This window comes from Niallia sp. MER 6 (assembly GCF_023714395.1).
GTDB lineage: Bacteria > Bacillota > Bacilli > Bacillales > Cytobacillaceae > Niallia.
On record NZ_JAMAUK010000040.1, the window covers coordinates 13,441 to 29,015 of the forward strand.

Here is a 15,575-nt window from a genome sequence, read left to right on the forward strand (position 1 = left end):
CACGGCTTTTCTTCTTTACAAACATATGTTTCTCTTTCGACAGAAACTCTGCAAAAGCGACTTAACATGAGAATTCTGTCATTTCTTGCGCTTTCCCAAGAAATAATTATTTCTCTAACAAGCTATCTAACATTAAATTCAAACGGAATGTCATAGCTGTCCAAGTTTTTAAACAACAGATGAACGGTCACTTCCCATTTCCCAGGTTTATTGAGCTGAAGATTATTAGATGTGTATTTCCCGTCTTCTGCCTTTTCAAGAGCGAAGGAAGTTTCCTGGTCTCCCTGCTTTAATTCGATTGTAATCTGTTCAGGATCCTCTAACGGATCTCTGTCATTATCAAATAGAGTTACTTCATACTGATTTTGTATTCCTGTTTTCTTTGGGGAGACAGTCAGACTCAAGTTCTCATTATAATCAATTTCTGCTTCTCCATAAAAAGGTTGATCAATCGGCAGTGTCGGTGTTTGCAATTGTGTAAAGACGCTTGTGATAACAAGCAGGAGCACACCAAGGACCATTTCTATTATGATTGTCTTTTTATAAAATTTCTGGCGGGAAAGCAAGGTTCTGCTGACAAGATGATAAGCCCCGAATCCGATCATTAATACAAAAATGCCAATTTTCACTAGCAAGGTGATCCCGTATGTCGTGCTTACTAGTGAATGAAAATCTGGGATGAGCAAGGAGCCGTTAACAGCCCCTGAAATAGCAAGAACTGCTACTGTGAACAAGGCCCACAGAGAATAGGACTGAAGTGTATTCCAGTACACATCATGCTGCTGCCCTTCTTTTGCAAAAATCCCTTCCTTCAAGAGAAAGATGGTGACGATAATCCCACCAAGCCAAATCGAAGCTGCTGTAAGATGGAAAAAGTCCATCAGAATCGCGACAGTTTCATATGGAGAACTCGATGGGTGTCCAATAAAAGCTTTGCAGACAACAATTCCTATAAAACTGATTAACGGCAAAATCCATAGCCTTCTTTTTAATAACTCGCCTTTTTTAAACACATAGATTACAGCAAGCAGCAGCACTATGTACAGAAGCATTTGAATAGCCCAAATAGTTCCTTCTTTTGTGCTTTTCAGTGTCTCAATCAGCAAGGACGGACTCCATGCCCGGAAGAAGGATACACCTGCATTTACTTGTGTCTGAATGATAATAAAGGACAGTAAGCTAATTCCAATCAGAGTCAAACCAGCTGCAGCAACTCGTTTTGATCTGATTCTGACCTTTTGTTCAAGTGCATCAGGTCTGAACCAAACAAGATAAAATAGAACAAGTCCCATAAAGACAGACAATCCAGTGTATAAAAATACTTTATTAATCGAAACACTCACCATACTGCTTGTATCTGCTGTATATTGCTGTTTTGGAAGCTCAACACCTTCAGGCAGCTCACCGATACTGAATGGAACGAGCCCGGAGATGGAATGTCCATCTGCCGATACGACACGCCATTCCATTGTATAGACATCATCTTTTAAATTTTCCTGTAAATCTACAGACAAGGTTTTATTGTTTACTTCCACATTTCCTTTATCGACTTTTTCACCAGCTGAATTCGTAACATTAAACACAGCAAAACCCGACTGTATTTTTTCATTGTATTCAATAGAAGCTTTCTTCGGTGCCTCGTCCAAGCTTTCATTTTCACTTGGATTTGAATTGACGATATAGGCATGTGCAGAAGCATTTGACACATTTATCATAAACAGAAGCATAAATGCTAGAAATACTCCAGAAAAATATTTAATTCTCATATTAGTCCCTACACTCCCTTTTAAATTGAAACGGCCTAACTTGTGCAGTTTTGCACTTAACCCCTATTATTATATAGTTTGCTAAACGTTGCGACAAACAAAAAGCAGCTAAATTTTTAAACAGCCTGTGTCAAACGGTAGTCTAAAATGACATATCATGCGGTTTCCAAGGAAATAAAATAAACTTGCCTTGTTTAAATAAAATAAAAGGGGCAATAATGTAGATAATCTACTGAAGGAGGCAAGTTAATGGAAGTGACAATGAGTCTTGATGAAGTAATCACTGCAATTCAAGGTTTGCGTTCTAACGGAGAGCAATTGAACAAAAAGAAAATAAAAACAAGCCATCCAGATTTAATGAGGCATGCCCTTCATTATTTTCCTGATTGGAATGCTGCAGTAGAAAAAGCGATCTAATGTGCTGTTCCATCCTTTTTGTTTCATGTTCTTGTAGAGAAGCATAATATAACTTTCAAGAATTAACTTACATAATATTACAGTCTGTCGTCTTATTAGGCAGACTTCTTTTTAGTTTACATCCCATAACTAATGGATTGCATTGTATGTAGATTATTGGGAATCATGTATTTATAAAACAACTGCAGCTGTATACTGTTTTGGAACAATCAAGGAGAGGGTTAAAAAATGAAAGATTTTATTGGGTTGCTAAGGAACGGAAATAAATCGGCACTTTACGCAACAGTCATTAATACAGTGATTGCTGCTATTAAGGGGACAGCTTTCGGGCTGACAGGAAACGTTGCTATGTTTGCAGAAACCATGCATTCACTCGGAGATGCAGCAAACCAATTTTTTGTGTTTATCGGTTCCGCCTTAAGCAAAAAAGCACCGACCAAACGCTTTCCAGGAGGTTTCGGCAGATTGGTTAACCTCGTGTTGTTATTTGCCGTCCTGATTGTAGGCATCATGAGCTATGAAACCATTCGTGAAGGAATTGATCATCTTTTCCATCCAACAGAATCAACGGGTTTTTATCTCAACATTTCCGTACTTGCTCTAGCTGTTGTACTTGAGTTCTTTGTGTTAATGAAAGCTATGAAAGAAATAGTCGCCGAAGAAGGACTCTCTTCTAGAGGTTTAAGGCTATTTAAAGACAGCTTTCTATATTTAAAAAAAGCAAAACCAGCAACAAAACTCGTGTTTTTAGAAGATTTAGTAGCAACAGGCGGCGGTCTACTTGCGATGGCTGCTGTTATTATCGCACAAATCACTCCATTCTATCAGGCAGAAGGGCTTGCCTCTATCATTATCGGGATTTTCATGTTTTTTGTAGTTGGCCGAGTATTTCTTGATAACGCAGCTGGGGCAATTGGCGAAAGTGATGCTGAAATGGAAGGCAGAATCGGCATTATTGCAATGGCTGATCCAGATGTGCGTGACATTCAAGGTGTTTCTGTTTATAAAGAAGGCGAGAATTTCCATGTGGAGCTAAGCATTGAGCTCGATAGCAAATTAACCGTTGAACAAGCTGATTTAATCCGACACCGGATTGAAGATCAGATTATTAAAGAAAAAGGGGTATCAGACGTCATTATTGAGTACGATAAAGATGATGGCATTCTAAAATGGAAAGAACCTGACAATGAACAAAAAACTACATAAAAAAGAGGAAGAAACTCCTTCCTCTTTTACTTATCCTCTTTTACGGCCTCTTCAAATGGAGCGTAAAAAATCCCTTTCGGAGCTAATATATCCGTTTCCGTTTCCTCTTCTTGACCATTCACAGTATAAGTTCCTGCTGGAAAATAGTCATAAAAGCCAGATTCAATATGAAGTTGCACATAATATTCATCAAGCTCTTTCATTAATGCAATAAACTGGTCATTATCGAGCACCTCACCGAACTCATCAAGCTCGAAGTTCTCTTTAATCGCATCGAGGAGTTCTTCGTGGGAGTCCACTGTCACAAATAGATCAACGTCACAGCATTCCATACACAGCAAGACCTCTTCCCCTTCAATTTCTTTAAAAGAGTCACTAACTATATCTTTTAATATTTGATTAATTTTATCAGCATTTTTTAGAACCATTGTCGTTTTCAAAAAAAAACCTCCATGTATAGCACATGTAAGAAAGATAAATCATATCCGGGTATATAGTCAAGCAATAACCTAAAGACAGCAAATGCTACATGACAATTTCCTTCAATAGTCGGAAGGATTCTAGTCTTTCTTGATGATCAAACACGGCCGTATTGACGATAATTTCGTTTGCTTGTGTTTCATTTAGAAATGCCTCAAGCTTTTGGGCAACCGTTTCTTGAGTCCCTATAATAGAGGATTTTAATTGCTGCTGAACGACATTTTTTTCATAAGGACTCCAAACTTCATCCATGTTATCAACTGGCGGCTTCAGCTGTGTCGGTCTGCCTCTGATTAAGCTTAAAAATTGCTGCTGAGAGGAGGTAGATAAATATTTTGCTCTCTCTTCCGTTTCTGAAATGATCACATTCGCTCCAACCATGACATAAGGTTTTTCTAAGTCTTTCGATGGTCTGAAATGTTGGTGGTATATTTGTAGTGCAGGAATGGTATAATCTGGTGAAAAATGGCTTGCAAAAGCAAAAGGCAAACCTAGTTCCCCTGCCAATTTTGCACTGAATCCGCTTGAGCCGAGGAGCCAAATCGGAATATTCAATCCCTCACCAGGAATCGCCCGAACAGGCAGGCCTGTCTGTTCGTAAGGCTTTAAATAGTTCCTTAAATCCTCTAACATTTCCGGAAAATCACTGCCATCACCTTTCCCGCCTCGACGTAATGCATTTGCTGTTAGCTGGTCACTCCCTGGTGCACGTCCAAGCCCTAAATCAATTCTGTTTGGATATAATGATTCTAATGTCCCAAACTGCTCGGCAATTACTAGTGGTGCATGGTTTGGCAGCATGATGCCTCCGCTTCCAACGCGAATTTTGCTGGTGCCTCCAGCAAGATATCCGATCAAGACAGATGTGGCACTGCTGGCAATACCTGGCATACTGTGATGCTCGGCAACCCAATATCTGTTATATCCCCAATTTTCTGCATGCTGAGCCAAGTCTAAAGAGTTTCGAAAGGCATCGGCTGCTGTATTGCCTTCTGTTATCGGCGATAAATCAAGGACAGAAAATTTAGCATCTTTTAATGTTTTCATCATCGTTTCTGACCTCCTTTTACGTTCTATTTCACTATAGTATGTTTGCCTACCGAGAAGCAATTTTCCTGCTTACAGTATCTTACTTTAAGGTTTTAACATACTCCAATGTTTCTTGATGGTAAGGCTCCATTAAATATTCAATTGGCTGATACGGTGAAACAACGGGTACCTTTTTGCCGTTTATGATGCGAATAATCGGCTTCGCCTGTGATTTCGATGCTGCAATTTTCCAAACGCTGTCCCGTTTTTCCAATGATAAATCAATAATGCCTAAATGATTTCCCCAAAAACCAGCTTGCACCGCTGGCTTTTTATTAATCGTTCCAGCTTGGTGATTAATACCCTCTATATTTTTTTCGCCCTTTTTCGGAAACAGACTGTGAGAATGCCCGTACAACAAAACATCAATTCCTTCTACCTTGCTGACATCCACCACATTATTGCCTCGTTTATCCTTTAAGGCATCATCTGATTGAAGACCTGCATGAACAAGGGCAATGATAATATCAGCTCCCGCTTTTTTCATTATTGGTACAATCTCTGCAGCTGTTTCGCTCATATTCTTAATGATGAGATTATCTTTGAAGTATTCCTTGTCCCATTCGGCTGCAATGGGCGTAAGTAAGCCTATGACACCAACATTGATTGTTTCGACTGTTCCAGCCTCTGTCTTGATGGGATATGGCATGATTGTATAAGGATTAAAAAAATGCAGGTCATCCTCTGCCATTTGATTATGATCGTCAATATAAATATTCGCATTCACTACTGGGAAATCAGCTCCTGAAACAGTCTTTAATAAAAAATCCAGTCCATAGTTAAACTCATGGTTTCCCACTGTTGCTGCGTCATACTGTAATAAATTCATTGTTTTGTAAGCAGGGTGAATGTCTGTAACAGGAAGAAATGGACTTTTGGCGATAAAGTCTGCTAAAGCATTTCCTTTTATCATATCGCCTACATCAAATAACAAGGTATTTTCGTTTTGTGACCTGATTTTTTGAATAAGAGAAGCTGTTCTGCTTAAACCATACTCAATTGTCCTGTTATTATTTTTATAATCATAATCTAGAATATTTGCATGGATGTCGGTTGTTTGTAGTATTTTCAATTTAGCTTTAATTGGATTATGTAGTTCCTCTGCCTCTGAATGGTGAAATGGCAATAGCATGAACACCAGAGTCAAAAGAATAAATCGTCTTCTCACAGGCTGACCACCTCGGATGCTCCCATTTTAAGGGTATTTCCCTTATTCTTCTCCAAAACGCCCAAAACTACCCATACACTTTTATGAGCAGGTTTGAAGCTTGCTGAAATATGTCTACTATTAAGAGGTTTTGATAGCTTTTGTCTTCTTGCAGGAAATTAGCACTGCACTATGTAATTGGTAAGCATAGCCATTTATAAATTTATCTTTTTTTCTATTCAACCTACCTTAAGGAGTGTATAATATGAACATTTATTCTATTCATGAAGCATCTCAAAAGCTGACGACAAGTCCGAAAACATTAAAGCAATGGGAAAATAAATTTAAAGAGCTGCTAGTTATTCCTCGTACAAAAAACGGAGCACGTTTTTATACAGACAAAGAGCTTTCCCTACTGCTGGAAGTAAAGAATCTTTATGCTGAAAAGCGAAATACGACAGAAGTTAAAAAAACACTAAGTATGATTCTTCAGCCTAAGGAAGCAAAGCAAGAACAAGACGTGGCAACTAAAGAAATGACACCACCTGTCTTAGAAGAAGCTGCTGCTAATGAGATTCAAATCATTCATAATGATGATTTAATAACGAAAATAGACAGAAATACAGAGGATGATAATCAGCTTCAAGTATTGCTCTCGTCTTTAGAAACATATAAACAGGATTTTCTTCATGAAGTGAAGCAAGAAATACGCAACGGCATTAAACAAGAGGTGCTTGAAACAATCTCAACAGAAATACAAGCAGGCAAAACAGAAACGATTGAAAAACTGTCAAGTGCACTTGCTGACCACAAGGATGCTGCCAAAGAAGAGATGGAGCATATCGCAGAAATCGTACATACAAGCACACAAAAAACAACGGACGACTATGAATCCATTAAAACTAATATTAGAAAGCTGTCGCAAATTTCAAAAGCAGAAAGAAAAACCTATTCAAAGCAATGGACAGCAGCAACTACCTCTACTAAAGAAATTAAAGCAATGATGGATCATCTGTCTAAATCAAACAGTGAAATCAACAAAACGGTAGAGCAGCTTCATAAAAATGATCGGATGCTGATGGAGGCTATCCAAGTAGAGCGTGAGCAAATGTCTAAGGATATTAAAGACAGAGAAAAAAGCTTTCAGGAGCTTGTCCAGTCATTCAGACAAACGGCTGTAGCCGAACCTCCTAAAAAAACATGGTGGAAAATTTGGCATAAATAATGTTCTCTGTAACTTTTAGATCAGGAGCCCTCCTGGTCTTTTTCTATTTCTTGCCTTTATGTTAGAATGTTCTCATATGAGCATTTTCTAAAATTGACAACTGGAGGACATAATGGCAAATTTCCAAGCATTATTTCTAGATATTGATGGCACTATTCTGCAGCCTGATGACACGATGCAAGAGTCAACTAAAACCGCAGTCAAACTGATGAAGGAAAAAGGACTTGAAATATTCTTGGCAACAGGCAGACCGCTACATGAAATAGCAGATATAGGAGAAATATTAAAAATTAATTCTTTCATCGGCTATAATGGCGCTTTAGCTATTTACGACGGGCAAGACATTGTGAAAAGCCCAATGGATCCAAATTTAGTGGACTTATACATAAAAATCGCTGCTGAAAAAAACAATGAGCTTGTGCTTTACACAAGCAGCCATAATCTCCTCTCTAATCCAGACAGTGAAGTAACAAAGCAATTCTGCAAGAAATTCCATTTAAGAAGCAATAAGCAGTACACGGAAGATGAAAAAGCAAATATATTAGGCATTACGGTCATGAACTTGAACGAAGAGGATATTCATCTGTATGAAGGTTTCCCTGAGATTCATTTATCCCAAGTGAATATCGAAGGTTTTCGCCACTCCTATGATGTAATCAGTGACAAAGTAAATAAAGGAATGGCCATTAGTACCGTATTAAAAAGGCTGAATATCGATGCGAAGAACGCGATTGCTTTTGGTGATGGCATGAACGATAAAGAAATGCTGTCAGTTGTTGGCGAAGGCTTTGCCATGGGTAATGCTCATGAAAAGCTGTTTGCTTATGCAAAACATACCACTACCTCTGTAAGTGATTCTGGTATTTATAATGGCTTAAAAACGCTTGGTCTCATAGAAGAATAAGCAAAAAAGAGCGATACCCGAAATACAAGGTATCGCTCTTTTTTAGTCAACTTGCTCTGTTTCCGTTTCATTTTCAGCCATTACATTCGTTGCCTTTTTATCGTAATAGCTTTCATTCATTTTATAGGAAAGTTCAAATGCAGGAGATGCTGCATTTTCTGTTTTAATCCAATAGAATCCTTCATTATGCGCAATTGAATCAAGTTCAAGCATAACGGTAAGTTCAACTGTAATTAAATTTTTTGTTTTCGTGATGGCTACTGATGGATTCGACGTTCTAGAAGGCTTATTCATCATTTTTTTGGCAAATAACACGGAAAAATACAATTCATTTCCGCTCTTGCTCTTCTTGTTCATTTTCAGCAAAAAGGAATCTCCCAAATCTACTAGCTTTTCCTTATCCATATCCGAAACGGACATGTTTAGTTTTATGTATTTGTTCTCTACTGGTGCAATATTAATTTTCGTAGCAGCCATTTGTATCCTCCTCTTTACAATCAACTGACACATTGCCATTTTACACATACTTTTTATTATATTACACTTAGGCAACATTTATGACAAAAAATTATCGTCACGTCATATTTTTATACTATAGTATAGCTGACAGTATTAATTCAAGTGGAAGATATCAAAAATATTGATTATAAAGGACATCTCCCAATGAAGATGTCCCTTTTTTAATTCATTGCACTTATTTTTTTACAAACATTTGAACCCATTCATGACCAGTTTCTTCAAAACCTACACCTATATGACTGAAATCTTTGCTGAGAATATTAGCACGGTGTCCCTCACTGTTCATCCATGCGTTAACGACTTCTTCTGGTGTTCTTTGTCCTTGGGCAATGTTTTCACCAGCTGACTTATACTTGATGCCAAAATCTCTCATCATGTCGAATGGTGATCCATATGTCGGACTTGTATGAGAAAAATAGCCTTTTTCATTCATATCTTGTGCTTTTACATTGGCTACATCATTTAATTCCGGATACGCTGTTAGCGCAGATAGTCCAGCTTTTTGTCTTTCTTTATTTGTTAAGCTAATAACAGCGTCCACGTATTCACTAGAGCCTTTATTTTCACCGGCAATTTCAGCTGCCTTTTTAGCTGACGGTTGTGCTGGTGCAGGCTGGGCAGGCGCTGGCTGTGATTGTTGGATGTTATTTGTAGTCGGATTTTGAGTCTTTTGATTCGCAGTTGCATTATTTGTATTAGCATTTGTGTTTCCATTTGCATTTCCATTCGGCACGGCACCGCGATTCACTATTCTGAACTCATATTTCGCATCCTGAATCTTAATCGGTTGTGTATGTGGATAACGGTTGCTGTTTGTGTCCGTTTTCAGGTTCGAAATCTGGCCTGTTTCGTTAATATTGTTGGTAGTATCCATATCATCAGGGTCTGGACTACAAGCTGCAAGCATACCTACAGCCATACTCATTGTTAAAACTGTTTTTAAAGTATTTTTTAGCATTGGAATTCTCCTTTCTTTTTATTTTTAGTTTCTCAATTTACAGGAGAAATACAGATGGTATTTTTGTGTAAATAATTTCAGTTCTGCAAACAGGAAATATTTAATATTTAGTGTATAATGGCGTTAGTAGCTTTTGTGGCTAGTATAAAATATTGCTAAGAGGTGTATCATGAAACAAATCAGTACAACAGAGGAATTCAACGAGATTATCAATAATGGCGAAACAAATATTGTTAAATTTTTCACGACTTGGTGCCCTGACTGCACAAGAATGGATATGTTCATTGGGGAGATCATCGAGGAAAATGCAGACAAAAAATGGTTCAGCCTCAATAAAGACGAACTGCCTGAACTAGCAGAAAAGTATGATGTTATGGGTATTCCAAGTCTGCTTGTCTTCAAAGACGGTGAAAAAATCGGCCATTTGCACAGCGCTAACGCAAAAACACCAGAGCAAGTGGAAGAGTTTTTAGCTCCATTTAAAAAATAAGTTAAATTAAGAAACAGCAAAGTGCAAACGAGTTTGCTACTAAATAACAGCATAATTGGAGACACACATTCAAACAGTGATTGGTGTCTCCTTTTTGTTGTCTTTTAAACTTTAGCCAATTATAAAAGAAAAGAATTGTTTTTTTATCTAAAATATAGTTAATAATGATGGAACTGTTTTTCAACGAGGCAACACCGTTTACTTAATAGGATCAAACAGAAAAAAGTGAGGTGAGCTTTTTGTGTTTACGTTACCAAGAGTATGGGGATAAGAACGCTTCATTGATGGTATTTTTGCACGGAGGTGGAGTAAGTAGCTGGATGTGGGATAAACAAACTCCATATTTCAGTCATTATCATTGCCTGACAATTGACTTGCCAGAACATGGGGAGAACGATTGTGAGTTGAATTTTTCCATTCAAACAAGTGCAGAAAAAATAAATGACTTGATAGAAAAAATCGCGAATGGTAAAAAAATAATCGTGATTGGATTTTCCCTAGGTGCACAGGTAACGATACAAATGTTAAGTATGAAACCTAATTTAATTCATTATGCGGTCATAAACAGTGCATTAGTAAGACCTAATTCTTTTGTTAAAAGGATGATTAAACCTACGATAAAATTAACCTTTCCTTTAGTTAGAAATCAATCTTTTGCAAAGCTTCAAGCGAAAGCACTTTACATTGATAAAGAGTACTTTGCAACCTATTATAAGGAAATTTCTCAAATGAAATCAGATGCTCTTGTTAGAATATTAGAAGAAAATATGTCATTTGAAATCCCTGAAAATTTCAAAAAAGCAAAGAGCAAAATATTAGTTTCTGTTGGTGAAAGAGAAAAGGCAGTAATGAAAAAATCAGCAACAGATATAGTATTAAATAATTCAAATTGTACTGGGATCATTATCCGAGACGTCGGTCACGGAGTATCCCTGTTATATCCTACTTTCTTTAATCAAATGATTGAAAAATGGATACAGGAGGATGCTTTGCCGCAAGACGTAATACCAATAAAGTAACAGCTTTGATATACACAAAAAAACGCTCAGAAAAATCTGAGCGTTTTTATTATATCAGCCTGTATTACGCAAGCCAGCAGCAATTCCATTGATTGTAAGCAGCACTTGATTCAGCAGCTCTGGATCTGGTGTTTCTTGATCACGCAGCTGTTTAATTAGCTCTACTTGGAAGAAATTCAGTGGGTCTACATACGGGTTTCTTCTATAGACAGATTCCTGAATCGTTGGTGTATGATCCAATAGCTCTTCCTCTCCAGAAATTTCAAGCAAAATGGCTTTTGTCTTATTATATTCTTCTTTAATGTTTTCATAAATTCTTGTGCCAATTGACTCATCTTCAACAAGTGATGAATATTCTCTTGCTGTTGTTAAGTCTGCTTTCATTAATGCCATTTGCAAATTATCGATTGTGGAACGGAAGAATGGCCATTTTTGGTACATTTCTTTTAAGATACCGATGTTGCTTGTGTTACTATCTGCGAATTCATGAAGACCAGTTCCCGCTGCATACCATGCCGGCAATAGCTGGCGGCTTTGCGTCCAAGCAAATACCCATGGAATGGCGCGTAAATCTTCAAATGTTTGCTTGCTTTTTCGACTCATCGGTCTTGACCCTATTTTCAAGTTGCCAATCTCATTCAAAGGTGTTGCTTCTTTAAAATATGTCATAAAATCATCATCAAAGAACACTAATGACTGATATTTTTTCAACGAGATCGCAGAAATGTCTTCCATCGCTGTTTCCCATTTGTCTTTTTCCGTTTGATCTAGCTCATTATTAGAGATATGCGCAAAAGCTTTCAGCAAGGTCGAAATAGCTTGCTCGAGACTGCGGAAGGCAATGTCTTCCAACAAGTAGCGAGAAGATAATACTTCCCCTTGTTCTGTAATTTTCACACCATCTCCAAGTGTCTCAGCCGGCTGGGACAAGATACTCTTGTTCAGCGGACCGCCACCCCTGCCGAGAGAACCACCGCGACCATGGAAGAACTTAAGGCCGATTTTATATCTGCTTGCCATTTCATGAATTTCTCTTTGGGCTTTATACAGCTTCCAGTTGGCAGTCAATGTTCCGCCGTCTTTACTTCCGTCAGAATAACCAAGCATAATTTCCTGCTGGTTCTCATGCTGGATTAAATGATTTTTGTAAACAGGCAGTTCAAACAGTGTTTGCATAATATCAGGACCTGCCACTAAATCATCGATTGTTTCAAGAAGCGGTGCCACATTTAAATGGCTTTCCACTGTACCATCTGCATGAAGACGGTAGATTCCTGCTTCTTTTGCAAGAACGAGCACTTCAAGCAAATCGCTGGCAGATTGAGTCATACTGATAAGATAGACTGTGATTGACCGCTTGCCGAATTTTTTGTGAGCATTGCGAATCATCTGGAAAGTTTTAATCATTTCCTGTGTTTGTGCAGAATAATCCTCATTTAATAACAAAATCGGTCTCGGGTCCTTCAAAACAGACTCAAGGATATTCATTTTGCTCTCTTCATCAAGGCTGCTGTAATCCTCGGCAATTCCTACTTTTTTCAGAATTTCCGAAATAGCTGCTTCATGCTCACCACTGTGATTGCGAATATCTAATGTCGCAAGGTGGAAGCCGAATAAACGCACTTGGCGAATTAATTTCTGTAAGTCTTTTTGTTCATGATCCTTCGGCTGGTGGATCACAAAGCTGTCCTGAATTAAGATTAAATCTTTCAGCAGTTCTTCAGAGTCAGTGTAGCCTTTCTCTGATTTCCCAGTAGCTTTCAGTCGCTCAATAATGACTGCAAACTTTCTGCGATATACTTCTGTTTCAACAGCCCATTTAGTGTCTTCATCTAAGTACAGCTGTTCCTCTTCCACGATTGATTGAATCAGCTTCGAGCTTACTTTGATTCTGTTCGTAGAATGGCTGAATCTTTTCATTAACTCAATGACTGCATCCGTATATTTTTTAAGAACAAGCTTATTTTGCTTATGAAGTGTTTGCCATGTCACTTCTGGAGTTACGTTTGGATTTCCATCTCGGTCTCCGCCAATCCATGAACCGAATGTCAGGAAGTTCGGCACATTCCAGTTGTACGTAGGATAATTCTCATGAAGAGCATCCTGTACTTCTTGATGAATCTCTGGCAATACATCAAACAATGTCTGATCGAAATAATATAAACCATTTCGAACCTCATCCATTACTGTCGGTCTCGTTAAACGGAGCTCATCTGTTTGCCACATAATCGTAATTTCCTCAAACAGCTCCTGATCAATTTGCTTACGCTCTTTTCTTGTAAGCATTGGATTATCAAGCTGTTTCAGAAGGTTTGCGATTCTCTTCTGAATTTCAAGAATAGACCGCTTTGTCGACTCCGTCGGATGCGCTGTAATAATCAGCTCCAATGATAAAGTATCAAGGACATTTTGAATAGCATCCTCAGTCAGGTTTTTACTCTTAAATGCCTGAATGGCACTTTCAATTGATGCAGGCTGAACAAGATTATTTTCCTGCAGCTGATATTCTCTTCTTCTTCTGATACGGTGATTAAGCTCTGCCACGTTCACTAAGTGGAAGTATTTAGAGAATGCACGGATAACCTGCCTTCTCATCGGTCTTTCTAGGTTTTCCATTTCTTTTTTCAGTTCTTGATATGTACCATCATTATAATTGTTGCGCAGTTCCTTCGCTAATTTACGGATTGTTTCGACTTTTTGCAAAAGTTCTTGCCCGCCATGATGCACAAGCACTTCACCAAGTATGATTCCTAGTCGCTTAACATCCCTGCGTAAGGATGAACTGCTTTCGTTAACTTTTAGTCTTGTTGTCATTAGATTACCATCCCTTAATCTAAATAATATTTATCGATTCGATATCTTAATCCTATCACTATTCTTTCAAAAATTCATTAAGAATTCGCAAGTATTAATAGATAGAAAAGATTAGTTTAATAAAATTAATCTAATTTTTGTATAGATCACACGGAAAGTGGGAATAATTTCTTAGTTAACCGTTTTCAAACTTCACCATTTTTTGTATTATACCTTTCATTACATTATTTGCACATCAATTTGTCTTATACCAATAATTCTTGTTCGGGGAGTGTTTTTCCTTCTTTAAAGGAATCTTTTTCATTAGTAAATAAGTTTCTTACAGATGCAATGCTAATAATTACTATCTTGGTCTTATTTTTAGTAAAATTAACTTATGCTCAGCCAATATAATTAGAACAGGAAGTGTTAAATTGAGTAATCTTAAAGTTTGGTTTGATAAAGGAATGTCTTCTCATCAGTACATATCCAGCATGCAGGTGAATAAAGAGAATCTTTTAAAGGTTTATAATGAATTCTCTGTACCAGCACAAGATATGAAAAATCTGCAGGGTCTGCAATCAAAAGGAATGAAGGCTATAATTCTTAGTGCAGATTGGTGCGGGGATGCCATGGTCAATGTGCCTATCTTTTTGCGCTTAGCTAATGAAGCGTTAATCGAGACAAGATTTTTAATCAGAGATGATAATTTGGAATTAATGGATCAATTTTTGACAAATGGAACTGCACGCTCGATTCCAATTATCATCTTCCTCGATGAAAATGATGAGTTAATCGGCAGATGGGGACCTAGAGCAGAAATTATTCAAAAAGAAGTGGATGTCCTGAAAAAAGACGTGCCTGCTAAAGACTCTCCAGACTATGACGCTGCTTTTAAAGCATTCATAAAGGAAATGGTTCAGCAATTTATCAACAATCGTGAGTGGTGGACAATCATTAAAGATGACCTGATTCAAAGCCTATCATCCTTAGATAAGAAATAAAAAAACGGGGTTCCCCCCCGTTTTTTTAATGACTATGCATTTCTTTGTTAGGATTGTAAATAACAAAACCTGGCTCTGGCATATGGAAATATTGAATCCAGATACCGTCTAAGAACTCACTGTCTCGTGTATCTAAAAGGACCGCAACTTCTTTATCTGATTCTACCACTTCATCATTTTCTGTCTGCTTGTCCAGCTTAAGATCATAATGAGCATGGTTTCCATGATGTTCTGTTATGTATACACGCAGCATTTCACCTTCATCCGCTTTGCTCAGCATTTGTTTCATGACTTTCGCTGCATGTCTGTTTACTTTAACTTTCATTGTATTGCCTCCATCTTTCGAATGTATTGTACGCCTCTATTGTAGTCCTCTAAACAGCTGTTTGCAAACAATCGGTACTGACATATAAAAAAACAGCCTGGCATACGGTAGTGACCCCTTAAAGTTAGAGTTTTTATTACACAGCTAATTGGCTGGCATGAGTTCGGAATTTTACCGGACTCATGCCGGCCAGTTTTTGTTTAATTCGATCGTTGTTATAGTAATGGATGTAC

General features: G+C 37.7%; 16 protein-coding genes. 7 read left to right on the top strand and 9 right to left on the bottom strand.

From position 1 onward, the window contains the following. Positions 1-122 precede the first annotated feature (122 nt). On the bottom strand, positions 123-1,766 hold the full coding sequence (locus M3600_RS25785) for a copper resistance protein CopC (protein ID WP_251648076.1): 1,644 nt from the start codon (positions 1,764-1,766) through the stop codon (positions 123-125). A gap of 249 nt (positions 1,767-2,015) precedes the next feature. Here M3600_RS25785 and M3600_RS25790 point away from each other — a divergent pair, with 249 nt between their 5' ends. Next, positions 2,016-2,183, top strand: coding sequence for a hypothetical protein (locus tag M3600_RS25790; protein ID WP_233313715.1), 168 nt, complete (start codon positions 2,016-2,018; stop codon positions 2,181-2,183). A gap of 228 nt (positions 2,184-2,411) precedes the next feature. Further along, complete coding sequence (locus M3600_RS25795) at positions 2,412-3,389, top strand: cation diffusion facilitator family transporter (RefSeq protein WP_233313714.1); 978 nt, start codon at positions 2,412-2,414, stop codon at positions 3,387-3,389. Between the two features lie 26 nt (positions 3,390-3,415). Here the strand turns inward: M3600_RS25795 and M3600_RS25800 are convergent, their stop codons facing one another. From M3600_RS25800 to M3600_RS25810, 3 genes are all read right to left on the bottom strand, one after another. Further along, a complete protein-coding gene (locus M3600_RS25800) occupies positions 3,416-3,829 on the bottom strand; it encodes a hypothetical protein (RefSeq protein ID WP_233313713.1) in 414 nt (137 codons plus the stop codon). Positions 3,830-3,914: 85 nt separating this feature from the next. Continuing rightward, positions 3,915-4,919, bottom strand: coding sequence for an LLM class flavin-dependent oxidoreductase (locus M3600_RS25805; RefSeq protein ID WP_233313712.1), 1,005 nt, complete (start codon positions 4,917-4,919; stop codon positions 3,915-3,917). Between the two features lie 79 nt (positions 4,920-4,998). Then, positions 4,999-6,126: a metallophosphoesterase gene (locus M3600_RS25810; RefSeq protein WP_233313711.1), complete on the bottom strand. Its 1,128-nt coding sequence runs from the start codon at positions 6,124-6,126 to the stop codon at positions 4,999-5,001. Between the two features lie 244 nt (positions 6,127-6,370). Between M3600_RS25810 and M3600_RS25815 the strand changes: the two genes are divergently transcribed. Beyond that, on the top strand, positions 6,371-7,330 hold the full coding sequence (locus M3600_RS25815) for a MerR family transcriptional regulator (RefSeq protein WP_237941501.1): 960 nt from the start codon (positions 6,371-6,373) through the stop codon (positions 7,328-7,330). A 112-nt stretch (positions 7,331-7,442) separates the two neighbouring features. Next, positions 7,443-8,234, top strand: coding sequence for an HAD family hydrolase (locus M3600_RS25820; protein ID WP_233313709.1), 792 nt, complete (start codon positions 7,443-7,445; stop codon positions 8,232-8,234). Positions 8,235-8,276: 42 nt separating this feature from the next. On the opposite strand, the gene M3600_RS25825 is transcribed toward M3600_RS25820, so the two are convergent. Both M3600_RS25825 and M3600_RS25830 read right to left on the bottom strand, forming a co-directional pair. Next, complete coding sequence (locus M3600_RS25825) at positions 8,277-8,711, bottom strand: hypothetical protein (RefSeq protein WP_251648077.1); 435 nt, start codon at positions 8,709-8,711, stop codon at positions 8,277-8,279. A gap of 217 nt (positions 8,712-8,928) precedes the next feature. Further along, positions 8,929-9,711 carry a CAP domain-containing protein gene (locus M3600_RS25830; protein WP_233313707.1) on the bottom strand — a complete coding sequence of 261 codons (783 nt, stop codon included), beginning with the start codon at positions 9,709-9,711 and terminating at the stop codon, positions 8,929-8,931. A 169-nt stretch (positions 9,712-9,880) separates the two neighbouring features. Between M3600_RS25830 and M3600_RS25835 the strand changes: the two genes are divergently transcribed. Together M3600_RS25835 and M3600_RS25840 are read left to right on the top strand one after the other, a co-directional pair. After that, a complete protein-coding gene (locus M3600_RS25835; RefSeq protein ID WP_233313706.1) occupies positions 9,881-10,201 on the top strand; it encodes a thioredoxin family protein in 321 nt (106 codons plus the stop codon). A 239-nt stretch (positions 10,202-10,440) separates the two neighbouring features. After that, positions 10,441-11,220, top strand: coding sequence for an alpha/beta fold hydrolase (locus M3600_RS25840; protein WP_233313705.1), 780 nt, complete (start codon positions 10,441-10,443; stop codon positions 11,218-11,220). A gap of 54 nt (positions 11,221-11,274) precedes the next feature. On the opposite strand, the gene ppc is transcribed toward M3600_RS25840, so the two are convergent. Further along, a complete protein-coding gene (gene ppc, locus M3600_RS25845) occupies positions 11,275-14,034 on the bottom strand; it encodes a phosphoenolpyruvate carboxylase (protein WP_251648078.1) in 2,760 nt (919 codons plus the stop codon). A gap of 413 nt (positions 14,035-14,447) precedes the next feature. On the opposite strand from ppc, the gene M3600_RS25850 reads away from it, so the two are divergent. Then, a complete protein-coding gene (locus tag M3600_RS25850) occupies positions 14,448-15,017 on the top strand; it encodes a thioredoxin family protein (RefSeq protein WP_237941504.1) in 570 nt (189 codons plus the stop codon). Between the two features lie 25 nt (positions 15,018-15,042). Here the strand turns inward: M3600_RS25850 and M3600_RS25855 are convergent, their stop codons facing one another. Together M3600_RS25855 and M3600_RS25860 are read right to left on the bottom strand one after the other, a co-directional pair. Beyond that, positions 15,043-15,342 carry an iron-sulfur cluster assembly accessory protein gene (locus M3600_RS25855; RefSeq protein ID WP_233313702.1) on the bottom strand — a complete coding sequence of 100 codons (300 nt, stop codon included), beginning with the start codon at positions 15,340-15,342 and terminating at the stop codon, positions 15,043-15,045. 136 nt (positions 15,343-15,478) lie between these two features. After that, on the bottom strand, positions 15,479-15,575 hold a 97-nt coding region (locus M3600_RS25860), incomplete at its 5' end, for an IS3 family transposase (RefSeq protein WP_251646543.1).